13 protein-coding genes and 2 pseudogenes are annotated in these 11,271 nt (G+C 57.2%); 10 read left to right on the top strand and 5 right to left on the bottom strand.

All coding sequences use genetic code 11. The features are described from left to right. Positions 1–353: 353 nt before the first annotated feature. The 3 genes from EFB14_RS31980 to EFB14_RS31970 all read right to left on the bottom strand — a co-directional run bounded on the left by EFB14_RS31980 (position 354) and on the right by EFB14_RS31970 (position 1,851). Complete coding sequence (locus tag EFB14_RS31980) at positions 354–599, bottom strand: hypothetical protein (RefSeq protein ID WP_245438356.1); 246 nt, start codon at positions 597–599, stop codon at positions 354–356. 393 nt (positions 600–992) lie between these two features. Beyond that, positions 993–1,448: a hypothetical protein gene (locus tag EFB14_RS31975; protein WP_126830773.1), complete on the bottom strand. Its 456-nt coding sequence runs from the start codon at positions 1,446–1,448 to the stop codon at positions 993–995. 121 nt (positions 1,449–1,569) lie between these two features. Then, positions 1,570–1,851 (bottom strand): hypothetical protein, encoded by a 282-nt coding sequence (locus tag EFB14_RS31970; RefSeq protein WP_126830770.1) that lies wholly within the window; start codon positions 1,849–1,851, stop codon positions 1,570–1,572. Between the two features lie 342 nt (positions 1,852–2,193). Here EFB14_RS31970 and EFB14_RS31965 point away from each other — a divergent pair, with 342 nt between their 5' ends. After that, complete coding sequence (locus tag EFB14_RS31965) at positions 2,194–4,125, top strand: adenylate/guanylate cyclase domain-containing protein (RefSeq protein WP_126830783.1); 1,932 nt, start codon at positions 2,194–2,196, stop codon at positions 4,123–4,125. 426 nt (positions 4,126–4,551) lie between these two features. Here EFB14_RS31965 and EFB14_RS31955 read toward each other — a convergent pair whose 3' ends face one another. Then, positions 4,552–5,307, bottom strand: coding sequence for an SDR family NAD(P)-dependent oxidoreductase (locus EFB14_RS31955; RefSeq protein WP_126830768.1), 756 nt, complete (start codon positions 5,305–5,307; stop codon positions 4,552–4,554). Between the two features lie 211 nt (positions 5,308–5,518). On the opposite strand from EFB14_RS31955, the gene EFB14_RS31950 reads away from it, so the two are divergent. The 6 genes from EFB14_RS31950 (at position 5,519) to EFB14_RS31925 (ending at position 9,503) form a co-directional block, all read left to right on the top strand. Continuing rightward, entirely contained in the window at positions 5,519–6,112 is a 594-nt protein-coding gene (locus tag EFB14_RS31950) for a L,D-transpeptidase (protein WP_164737629.1), read from the top strand. Between the two features lie 166 nt (positions 6,113–6,278). Next, a complete protein-coding gene (locus EFB14_RS33695) occupies positions 6,279–6,398 on the top strand; it encodes an ABC transporter (RefSeq protein WP_125851033.1) in 120 nt (39 codons plus the stop codon). A 161-nt stretch (positions 6,399–6,559) separates the two neighbouring features. Further along, complete coding sequence (locus EFB14_RS31940) at positions 6,560–7,144, top strand: hypothetical protein (protein WP_126830764.1); 585 nt, start codon at positions 6,560–6,562, stop codon at positions 7,142–7,144. 64 nt (positions 7,145–7,208) lie between these two features. Further along, on the top strand, positions 7,209–7,802 hold the full coding sequence (locus tag EFB14_RS31935) for a protein-S-isoprenylcysteine O-methyltransferase (protein WP_125851015.1): 594 nt from the start codon (positions 7,209–7,211) through the stop codon (positions 7,800–7,802). 10 nt (positions 7,803–7,812) lie between these two features. Then, on the top strand, positions 7,813–8,598 hold the full coding sequence (locus EFB14_RS31930; protein WP_126830762.1) for a hypothetical protein: 786 nt from the start codon (positions 7,813–7,815) through the stop codon (positions 8,596–8,598). Then, positions 8,595–9,503 carry an SDR family NAD(P)-dependent oxidoreductase gene (locus EFB14_RS31925; RefSeq protein ID WP_183605267.1) on the top strand — a complete coding sequence of 303 codons (909 nt, stop codon included), beginning with the start codon at positions 8,595–8,597 and terminating at the stop codon, positions 9,501–9,503. The genes EFB14_RS31930 and EFB14_RS31925 overlap by 4 nt, the downstream gene beginning before the upstream one ends. A gap of 193 nt (positions 9,504–9,696) precedes the next feature. Here EFB14_RS31925 and EFB14_RS31920 read toward each other — a convergent pair. After that, a pseudogene (locus EFB14_RS31920) lies at positions 9,697–9,852 on the bottom strand (transposase); the annotation flags it as partial. Between EFB14_RS31920 and EFB14_RS31915 the strand changes: the two are divergent. The 3 genes and pseudogenes from EFB14_RS31915 to EFB14_RS31905 all read left to right on the top strand — a co-directional run. Next, complete coding sequence (locus EFB14_RS31915) at positions 9,825–10,064, top strand: hypothetical protein (protein ID WP_164737621.1); 240 nt, start codon at positions 9,825–9,827, stop codon at positions 10,062–10,064. The pseudogene EFB14_RS31920 and the gene EFB14_RS31915 sit on opposite strands and share 28 nt — an antisense overlap. Positions 10,065–10,180: 116 nt before the next feature. After that, positions 10,181–11,017 (top strand): type IV toxin-antitoxin system AbiEi family antitoxin domain-containing protein, encoded by an 837-nt coding sequence (locus EFB14_RS31910; RefSeq protein WP_164737630.1) that lies wholly within the window; start codon positions 10,181–10,183, stop codon positions 11,015–11,017. Then, positions 11,007–11,228 (top strand): annotated as a pseudogene (locus EFB14_RS31905) (nucleotidyl transferase AbiEii/AbiGii toxin family protein); the annotation flags it as partial. The gene EFB14_RS31910 and the pseudogene EFB14_RS31905, both read left to right, overlap by 11 nt. Positions 11,229–11,271 lie beyond the last annotated feature (43 nt).

The following is an 11,271-nucleotide window of genomic DNA, read 5'->3' as shown; positions in this document are numbered from 1 at the left end:
ACTTGAGACAATCGCCACAATGAGCGATGATCCCCTCATCAGCCTGCCAGCAGCAAGCTGACACTCATCCGGCCCTCTGGGATGAGCCGTGGTCGTCTAAGCTACACCACGTCCTGGGACATGATCGAACGACACGCCCATACACGATGTTCCTCGCTGCTCAGTCCCGCCTCGAACACGCAATGAATGAATACCAGGCGCCTCCATCGAAGAGCGGACTTTTCAAAGGTGCAAACAACACGAGCAGTGACGTTTTCTAGGAGTTTTGGCGTATTATGACCAAGCCAGACACTGCCACTATGCTGGAAGATGCCGCCAACCGAATCGAGGATATCGGGCGATATCGAGAGCCGCTATTCAAACACCTTTTCAAAAGCGGGACGACTTTTGACGCCTGAGGCGGCTACCAGCCAGAACAGCCCCCCGGCAGCAATGCCGAACACAGCTATCTCTGCAAGTAATTCGACGGCTTCCAGCAATCCCCACCACGTCATCATCCCGTTATGGTAGGTGATGTGATCATTCGTGTAGGCCTCATCCGGGCCGAAAAATACAGTTAGACAAAACCACGGGAAGGTCGCAATGGAGGCCCCGCCCATCGCACAATTTGCAAGGAATGCCCGTACTCGTCCCCTGACCGAGACGGGCCGAGGACGTGCACATATTTCTGAGAACGCTCCCCATTATGCTGGACCTGTGATTCTCATCGATGATGTCTAGTTAATGGCCGATCCGACGCCTCGCCGGAATGCGAGACGTTAAGAAACCTATTTGGCGAGGCGAAACCCTTTAGAAGCTGGCAGAGGCACAGACGCCAAGGGAGGAGGCGATTATCACTGCCATTAATCCGCAGATCACTGCCGTCAAAAAGAGAGGAAAAATCGCAAACGAAGCACGCAAAGGGCTGGAAGCCTCTCGCTGGCATTGGCCTCAACGAGAAAGATCGCCCGGGGAGGCGGTCTTTCTCACTTCTGAATCAATGAAAGCTTCGTTCACCCAGCAGCCTTGATGCTGGAGTTGCAGAGGCTCCAATATCCGCCGCCCTTCTGGATCCACTTCAGATCACCGAGCGTGCCGGCATCCTTCGCGGCATGATAAGCGTCGACGCAAGTATGAAGGCGGGCTTTAGCGGGCGCTTCGCTCGAGTATTTCTTGTCGATAGCCTTCGGGAGCTTGACGCTCTTCGGCGCCGCTGTCGTCGGCTTTTCAGGTTCCTTTTCGGTTGTTTTTGCGATGTCCGCCTCGTCTTCCTTATCCGCGGCGGCAGCATCCGCGCCACAGAATTTGGCGCGGAAATCATTCCACTTCATGTCTTTGGCGGAACCGTCAGCCTTGGCAGCCTGATACTTTGTGCTGCATTCCTTCATCGTCAACGCATGCGCCGGCGACGATATGACGAAAGCGGCAAGCAACGAGCCGGCAGCAGAGAGAAGCAATTTGTGCGACATGTGATTGGCCTCGGTCGATGATGTTGACGTTTCAGTCTTCTCTCCCGCCTGAGCTATGACGCTGATGACGAAAGAGTGCCCCATTGGGGCTTCCGCTCAATGAACCTCCGATGAACAGTCGTTACAACTGGACCGGAATGAACGTCGATTTTTGACGCGGGGTGGCCGCCTCGGTATTCGACGATCCGCCGGCCTGCGCAGCCCTTTGAAAGCGAATGCTTTCCCTTCCAAAGCGATGCACGATCGGCTGGGAACAGTTGATGGGCTCCTCCGCTGAGTTCAGAAGAGATCGGATTGATTGCCGCCTAGTGGAAGTTGCGCGCTTTACTGAATTGCTGCGGGCATTTGCGGGATAGGTTCTCTCGACGCTGTTGTTGTCGATCTCGATGCGGCGGTCGATCAAGAATATGCAAGCGCCTCCTGCTCCTAGCCCCTGTGCCGCTCACCCGCGGCCGTGGATCTTCACCACGCGTCACCCAAGCGAGGGTCAGAAGGCTTCTACTTTGCAAAGTCGTGCGCATCCGGGCAGCCAGCCGCCGGGGGTGGCAAGCAGATTGTCTAGTGCACGATCGAGGCTAGTCCACGCGCACAAGTGCGGAATTCGGTAGCAGATGCCACCGGCCGAAGTAAATTCGCGGCCGCATTGCGCCGCAAGCAGACATGCCGTTTTGGCGGTGTGCTGGTTGCGGCGCTTCCCTGGGTGTAGACTGCCGACACTGTTGCATGTGCATGCAAGGCAACGATGATGAGTACCCCCACGCTCGACCGGAAGCTGCTTGCGATTCTGGCAGCGGATATGGTTGGCTACTCGAAGGCGATGGAGGCCGATGAAGCCGGCACCATCAGGCGACTGAAGGCCATTCGCGCCGACCTGATCAATCCCGCCATCTCTGAGCGCCATGGCACCGTTATCAAGCTGATGGGCGACGGCGCGCTCGTCGCCTTCGACAGCGTGGTTGATGCGGTTGCCTGCGCCGCGGAGTTTCAGAATAGCGTGGCCGCGCGCAACGCCGACCTGCCGGAGCCTGAGCGCGTCGTATTCCGCGTCGGGATCAATCTGGGCGATGTCGCCTTGGTGGATGGCGATCTGTATGGGGATGGAGTGAATGTCGCCGCGCGACTGGAGCATTTCGCCGAGCCGGGGGGCGTGATGGTGTCGGGGACGGCATACGATCATCTCCAGGGCAAACTCGACTGGCCGCTCGATTTCGCCGGCGAGCAGCAGGTCAAGAACATCAGCCGCCCGGTGCGGATGTATCGGCTGAGACTCGACGGCAAACGGGCGCGGCGCCCGCTTCTGGGAATGATACCACGCTGGGCCGGGACGGCTGCGGCGGCGATGGTCGCGTTGGCTCTGGCAGGCGGCGGGGCCGCCTGGTGGTTCCTCCAGCCGGAAACTCCGATCGGCAAGCCTTCGGTGGCGGTGCTGCCCTTCGAAAATTATGGCGGCGACGAGGCAAGCGGGCGTCTGGCCGATGGCCTGACCGAGGACGTCATCACCGACCTCGCGCGGTTTCCCGAATTCGAGGTGGTGGCGCGGAATTCGACGGAAGCTTACAAGGGCAGGCCGGTGGATGCCCTCCAGGTCGCAACTGCGCTCCATGTCGGCTTTGTGCTGGAAGGCTCGATCCAGCGGCAGAGTGGGCGGGTACGGATCACTGCACAGCTGATCGATGCAAAAACCGGCCGCCATCTTTGGTCGGAGAACTGGGACCGGCCCGCCGAGGACGTGTTCGCCGTTCAGACCGAAATCGCAGAGCAGGTCGCCAACCGTCTCGGCGGCGGAGTGGGACTGATTCAAGAGGCCGGGCGGGCTGCAGCCAAACGCAAACGGCCTGAAAACCTGAACGCCTATGATTACTACCTGCTCGGGTCCGAGAAGATTGAAAAGCTCACCAAAGCCGATGACGAGGAGGCCATCACCTTTCTCAATCGCGCCGTGGAACTGGACCCCGGGCTGGCACGGGCCTGGGTAGAACTTTACCACGCTCATGATCTGATGGGTGTGTTCGGCGTCGATCCCGAGGGCAACCGCAAGGCGGCTGCCGATGTGGCCGAACGCGCGGTGAGGCTTGATCCGCGCGACGCTGAAGCACACGTGGTGTTTGCGATGAGCCTTGCCAATAAGGGCGACATGGGCCGCGCCAAGTCCGAATTCGACACGGCCCTTCGCCTCGCTCCGGGCTCGTCCGAAATCCTGACTTTTTACAGCGGCTTCGCCGCACGCTTAGGAGAGCCGGAACGCGGCGCTCAAATGGTCGACAAGGTCATGCGGCTCGACCCGAACTATCCGATGTGGGCGTCCAACTTCTTCGCACCTGCCTATTTTATGGCGGGGCGGTATCAGGACGCGGTGACGATGCTGGAGCGCATGACGCCCAACAACTACCAAAGGTGGACTTGGGTGGTCCGCAGCAGCTCTCTTGCAGCACTGGGTCGAACCGATGAGGCGAAAGCTTCAGCCATGGAGGCTCTCAAACAGCACCCCGAGGTGACTGTCGAGAGCATGATCAATGAACCCGGTCTGAGCACAATCGAGCGCAACCGGTTCATAGAGACGATGCCGCTCGCCGGCTTCCCGGCATGCGCCAAGCCCGAGGTGCTGGCGAAACTCGCCAAACCTGTGCGACTGCCGGAATGCGAGGCGGGGAAGGCAGAGCCTCTCCAGCAGCCATAAAACGGCCTGCTTGCGAGCCGCTGGTGGCTGTTGCTGCATAAGACCGCACAAGTGCACTCCGCGCGATGAAGGCAGATTGACCGGGATCGAGGCCAAAGTCTTTTCATCTTCGCGAGGAGGAAGGATAACGTTCATAAAGGCAGATCGGTGATCCACACCGCCTTGACGAGCAAGCGAGGCAGATCGCCCTTCTCGAATTGAGGGTCGCGGTCAGCGGCGTCGATGCTCAAATACGTGAAGAGATCAAGAGCCTCACAAAGACCGTCCATGCCAGTGAGGGGGAGGCGGCGCTGCGGCATTGGTTGAGGATCAACTGATTCTTGAACTCGACTGGAGCCACAAACCGAAAAGCCCCCGCAAGTGGCGATAAGTCTCAGGAGCCGATATGAAAAAAGGGTAATCGCCTCTTCTTCTCAACCTCTTTCTTCAATGAGCGGTATAGGCTCCGTCCACCAAATAGTGCGCCCCAGTGATGAAACTGGCCTGCTCGGACAAGAGGAAACACACAAGAGCCGCGACCTCTTCCGGTTTTCCACGCCTGCCCATTGGTTGAAGCGATGCCATGCGACGCGAACTCGCCGCTTCAAGGTGCTCTGACAAAAGTGGCGTTTCGATCCAGCCGGGACCGACGGCATTTATGCGGATACCCAATCGTGCATACTCCATCGCAGCGACTTTCGTCATTCCAACAACCCCGTGCTTGGCTGCGGTGTATGCCGCCGCGGTGGGTAATCCAACGGACCCGAGAGTGGAAGACATATTCACGATTGCGCCGCCACCCAACTTAAGCATCGCGCCAATTTCGGACTTCATGCTATAGAAAACGCTGTTCAGATTGACGTTCATCACCTCGTGCCAACTATCGAGCGGATAGTCTGCGACCGCTGCGCGCACCCCATCGATTCCCGCATTGTTGACCGCCAGATCCAGGCCGCCACATGTCTCGACGGTAAAATCGACAAGTCTCTGCACACTCCCACTGTCACTGACATCAACGACAAATTCACGGGCGAGGCGTCCCTCTGATCTGATTGCGGCGGCAATTGTACGTGCTGCGTCAGCATTGATATCGGCGACAACAACCTCGGCACCTTCCTCAGCGAGTTGTCGGGAAACGGTGGCACCAATTCCGGAACCTGCGCCCGTCACAATCGCGATTTTTCCCTCCAGGGAAAGCTTCATCGTCTCTGTCCTTATTGCTATGCTAATATTCGATCGGCGCAGTTATTGATGCAAGGGGTTTCCCGGATTAATAGAAGCGCATGTTATTGCGCAGCTTCGGATGTTGCCAGTGTTGCGACCTCATCCTCCACAGCGTTGAGTGTCTTTGTCAAAAGATGTCGCACTCTAATTTGGAATGAACGGGATCGACGGAATTACTTGGCAGGTGGGAATGGACAAACACCATATTATGCGCCGGGGGCTCGTGCTGGGGAGCTTGGCTCTGATGCTTTCTGGATGTACTTCAGGCGATGGGCCGCCGCTGGGCTACCGGTTTGGGTTTGCAATGGATCCTGATTTCGATCCCCGCTATCGACGACGGGAGGTTGCGTATACGGGGAGCGAACCGCCCGGAACGATCGTCGTCGATACGGCGAGCCGCTACCTTTACTTCGTGGAGGCTGGCGGACAGGCGACTCGCTATGGCGTTGCGGTCGGAGAGGAAGGGTTGAGTTTCAAGGGCGAGGCCACCATCGGCTATAAGGCAGAGTGGCCTTCGTGGAAACCCACCAGTGACATGATTCAGCGCAAGCCGCGGCTGGCCCAATATGCCGATGGAATACCGGGAGGACCGCTCAACCCTCTCGGTGCAGCGGCCCTCTACCTCTACCAAGGTGGACAAGATACCCTATTCCGGTTGCACGGAACGAATGCCCCCTGGTCTATAGGCCGTGCAGTTTCGAATGGGTGTATTCGCTTGACGAACGCAAACATCGTCGACCTTTACTCTCGTGCACGCATAGGCACACGCGTTGTTGTCATCTGATGGCGTTTACCATTTGAAATCGCAGGGTTGGCCATAGCAATGTGTATCTGCTAATGTAGATTCGTTGCATGTTGCATCATATCTGCCCTATTCAGGGTGATGATTGTCGCTAAACTTTAAGGTGTAGCCCTCAAAAGCTATCCCATGATGAGGAGAGGACTTCATGATGAGCAGAATTCTATTCGTGATCGTTGCAATGTTTGCGGTGGCCAATCTGAGTGCTTGCGGATCGATTGGCAAAGGCAAGGGGAAGGCCCCACCGCCGGCAGCAGCAGTCTACAAGTAGACTATCGCGTTTGAAATTTAGGAAGGGTCGTACAGACCCTTCCTCTTCTTATGCCATAAACCGCCAGGCTTGCGCTCCTTCACAACTCACAGCGCACGAGTGGCATATTAAATGCTGACTTCGGGCTCCTGTTCGTCAGGGCCTGCACATGGAGCTTAGTGATGGCGCTTGGAAGAGGCGGTATGTCGCTAGTTGTTATGTTGGCGGTCGTGGCATCGTCATGCCAGACAGAAGACAAAAGGCCTTTACCGCATTATACGTCGAATGGCAGAGGTGTAGCTCCAACCAATGTGGCTGAAAACAAATCGAATCAGTATTTCATCGAATTCCGCTCACGCTATGCGCTGACCTACGGCCACACCTACGTCGTTTTTGGGCGGGCGGATAAGAACGGAAATATGATCAATCCCGAAGTCGCAGGCCTTGCCCCAGCTTCTCCCGATGCCGCCCAGTATGTAATCGGCCACTTCATACCGGTTCCGGCCACGACCGGAGCTACGGATGGTGACCTGGAAGAGCAGTACAGGTCGGCAAGCTGGCGTGTGATGCTGAGTGATAGTGAATATAACGACACAGTTGCGTATATACGCAAACTGCAGGCAACCTCTCATCTCTGGGAGGCATCGGTTTATAATTGCAACGCCTTTGTGGCGGATATCGCAAAGCACATGGGTTATAAGGCGCCCGGCATTTGGCTAAGGCCGCAACAATTCATTACAAGCCTGCGGGAGATGAATACAGGTTGATTGCATCCAAGACACGGGTTGGCGATCGCGGATGCAGACCACAGAAAGGTTCTGGTGACTTGATTTGAATTTATCAGCAGCCGTCGTCGGCGAGGTCGTCTGGGTTCTCGGAATTGTTGCATGGTACATCATTCGATACCCATTTGAGCGCCGCGCAAAGCGAGTGCCTGTTATCAGCAACCGCCGTACCGGTTCTGAGGCGGTGGGGCTTGCGGCAGCTCTCGCCGGACTTGCGATCGTGCCGGGATTCTACGTCGCGACCGGCATTCCTGAAGCCGCCAACTATACACCTCGTTTGTGGGCCGTCGTGATCGGGGCGATACTCTTCTGCGCCGCAATGTGGGTCTTTCGAAGAACCCACAAGCAATTGGGACGAAACTGGTCGATTACGTTGGAGATCCGACAGCAGCACGAATTGATATGCGCTGGCCCGTACTCCCTTGTCCGCCACCCCATGTACACATCGTTCCTTCTGATGGGGCTTTCACAAGCGTTTCTGCTGTCGAACTGGGTGGCAGGCATGGCGGGTCTAATCGGCTTCGCCGTTCTATTCTTCCTCAGGGTAGACCAGGAAGAACGCATGATGTTGGAAGTTTTCGGCCCGCAATACCGCGCATATATGGCGAAGACCAAGCGCATTATCCCTTATCTTTACTAGAGGTGGCAAGATGAGAGGACGAACGATCAAGCTCTCGGCATCGCGACGACTTGTCGGAGATCTGATGAGATTCTCGATCGGGGTACCGCGTGTGACGGTCCAGCGGCATATGAACCTTCGCCCCCTCCTCGATGCCAGAGACGGACCGGATGCCCGGCCGTCCTGGACTGTGCTTTTCTTGAAGGGATACGCCCTGCTTTCTCAAGAAATTCCCGAGTTGCGGCGCGCTTATATCAAGTTTCCATGGCCGCAGCTCTATGAATATCCGGCCAGTGTGGCCTCCATTGCCCATGAGCGCGAGCATGAGGGAGAGCGGGTCGTTCTGCTGAGCATCATCAAAGGACCCGAGCAACGCTCCATTTCCCAGCTGGAAACGCTGATCCGCGCAGCGAGGTCACTTCCGGTTCTGGAGATTAAAGAGTTTCGGCGCTCTCTGAAGCTTGCTCGCGCACCTGCCCCTGTGAGGTGGCTGCTCATGTGGCTCGGGCTCAATATCGGGCGGAAACGCGCGCGCTATTTCGGCACGTTCCAATTGTCCGTCTATTCGGGCCTTGGAGCGGAGTCCCTCAACCCCCTTACCCCACTGACCACACTTCTCAACTACGGTCCAATCGGCAAGGATGGATCGGTTGCTGTCCGCATCCACTACGACCACAGGGTCATGGATGGAGCGAATGTCGCTCGGGCATTGGAACGGTTCGAAAGGATCTTGAACGGCGAGGTCGCGGACGAAGTAAAACGCCTCGCCCAGAGCGGTACCCCTGCCATCATGTCGGCGGCAGGGACATCGAAATGACGTCGCACAGTGAGCCCCGTTTGGCTGTCGTCGTGGTTGGTGCTTCCCGTGGCATTGGACGAGCAATCGCAAAGGTTGCGGCCCGTGAACGCAATGTCGTCGTACTCGTCGCGCGTTCGGCTGAGGGCCTCGCCGCGGCGGCGGTCGACGTACAGCAGGCCGGCGGGGAGGCGTTCACGCTGGAGCTGGATCTCCTCGCTGCCGATGCCCCGGCGCATCTCGAGGCTTTTCTGACTGCCAACGATTTGGTATGCGGCGTCCTGGTCAACAGCGCTGGGTATGGCCTGCGAGGCGCAGCGACGTTACTCCCCGTCAAAGATCAGATTGGGATCATCGATCTCAATATACGCGCCCTGACCGACATGACCCTTCGCTTCCTGCCTGGAATGCTGGCGCGCGGACGTGGCGGCGTTATCAATCTCGGCTCCATAGCGGGTCTCGTTCCCGGGCCGTACATGGCTTTGTATTACGCAAGCAAGGGTTTCGTGCACTCTTTTTCGGACGCGCTCCATCAGGAGGCCTGCCGCTTTGGCGTTACCGTTACATGTGTCGCGCCAGGACCGGTATCCACCGAGTTTCTTGAAAGGTCCGGCGCGAACCGGGCGGCTCTCTTCAAGATATTGCCCAAGCTGGACGCAGGATATGTCGCTGAGCGCGCCTGGAGTGGTTTCAAGTCCGGTCGTCGCCGCGTTGTCCCTGGCATCTCAGCTAAGTTAATCACTCTTGTCGCCGCATTCTTGCCGACTGCAGCTATTCTCCCCCTGATCGGTCGCCTGCAGCGCAGGAGCAAAGATCCATGTCCATGCGGTTCAGGAAGGAATCTCAAGGAATGTTGCGGTAGCGCTCCCCGGCACGGAGCAAGCTGCAGAAACAGTGCATCTCGGCGAGATGAAGGCCACCTATGATGAGGACCACTCGGAGATCCTACCTAGTCCACCGTATGATCTTCCAGGCCCAACGGGTACGAAGGATTGTAAAAGGGAGGCTCATTCCGATCGTTCGCCAAACTCGTGACCGACAGGATGCTCGGCCCTCAACCAGCGACGTTGCAGTGCATGTCCATCTATCTGAAATTAATTGACCTGCCACTGAAGTTTCATCCGGCGGCAACATGCCGGCGTATTTTTTCTTCCAGTTGAAATAGGTCGCCTGGCTAATTCCCGCCTTCCGGCAGATCTCCGCCACCGGCACACCTTCATCACCCTGTTTCAAAATGAACGCCTTTTGTGCGTCTGAAAACTGCGATGCCTTCATCGTCTTCCGTTCCTTTCCAAGCCCATGGCGGGGTGCTTTATCTCGACAAGCATGGTCGAAGCACGCAGGGCACGCCGGTTCGCGCGTTCTGCTTCGTGAGTACGAAAGAGAAGGATCGCAAGGTCGAAGGCCTGCATTTTCTGCGCGTGGGCATGAAGAACTATCGCGCCTTCCTGCCTCTTTGGGCAAAATGGCTTCAAGATGAACGATGACGGGCTGGTTGTCGTCGCCGTACGATCAGCCGTGATAGTCCGTTAGAAGCGGACATTTTTCTTTCTTTCTAAAGTCTCCTTGCCGGACACTTTAAATAGTGTCATTTTTGTCCGTCATGAGCGATCAAAAACGCGACAAGTTAAAGTCGATGCTGGACGAGGTCCCGGCAGGCTTCATCGTGGATTCCGCGTGGATGCGGAAAATGGAAATCCGCCGGAGCTCGACATATGATTATCTCCGCCGCGGTTGGCTGGAGCCCATCATGCATGGCGTCTATCGGCGTCCCTCAGGGCGGGACGGCTCAGCCGAAGAGCGCATCGACTGGCGCATCGCGGTCATGTCCGCACAGACGATCATGGATTACCCGTTCCATGTCGGCGGCCGCACTGCGCTCGGACTTCGCGGGCATGTGCATTACCTTGCGCTAGGAACCACCGAAAAAATCTTCATCTATGGCGATGCGCCCCGATGGCTCGCGAACCTCCCCACCAATGGCCTCCCGATCCTGCGCAGTACGCGACTTTTCAAGACGGCAGATCTCGAGATCGAACCACTGGCGGCTGAATCGGACGGCAACGCCATCCTGTTTTTACAGAATTGGACGATACGCGCCTCAACGCCGGAGCGGGGCATCCTTGAAGCGCTGGATGAACTGCCGGAAAACGAAAGCTTTCACAACATCGATACGATCTTCGAGGGTCTGACCAACCTGCGTCCGCGCCGCATCACCGAGCTTCTCGCCGAATGCACCAAGGTCCAGGTGAAAAGGCTTTTCTTCGTCTTTGCCGACCGCCACGAGCATGCCTGGCTCAAGCATGTCGACCGATCGATCATCGATCTCGGAAGCGGCGACCGCTCATTCATCAAGGGTGGCAAGCTACATCCCACATACCGCATCACTATTCCCGAAGAGTATCTTCCTGGAAAGCCTGAGGACACCGATGGCCCGTGACCAGTATGTTTCCCAGCTCGAGCTTCTTGTCCAGACCTTGCCGATGATTGCGGATGAACCGGCTTTCGCATTGAAAGGTGGAACCGCCATCAATCTGTTCTACAGAGACCTCCCGCGCCTCTCGGTCGATATCGACCTGACGTACCTTCCTCTCAAACCGAGGGACGAGAGCTTGGCCGAAATCGACGAGGCCCTCGACCGGGTCGAAGGCATGGCCCAACACCGAAATCGAAGCCCTCATGCCGTGGAACTAT

The sequence above is a fragment of the Rhizobium fabae genome (assembly GCF_003985135.1).
GTDB classification, from domain to species: domain Bacteria; phylum Pseudomonadota; class Alphaproteobacteria; order Rhizobiales; family Rhizobiaceae; genus Rhizobium; species Rhizobium pisi.
Note: the sequence above shows the minus strand (reverse complement) of the source record. Positions and strands in the feature narration are given on the sequence as shown.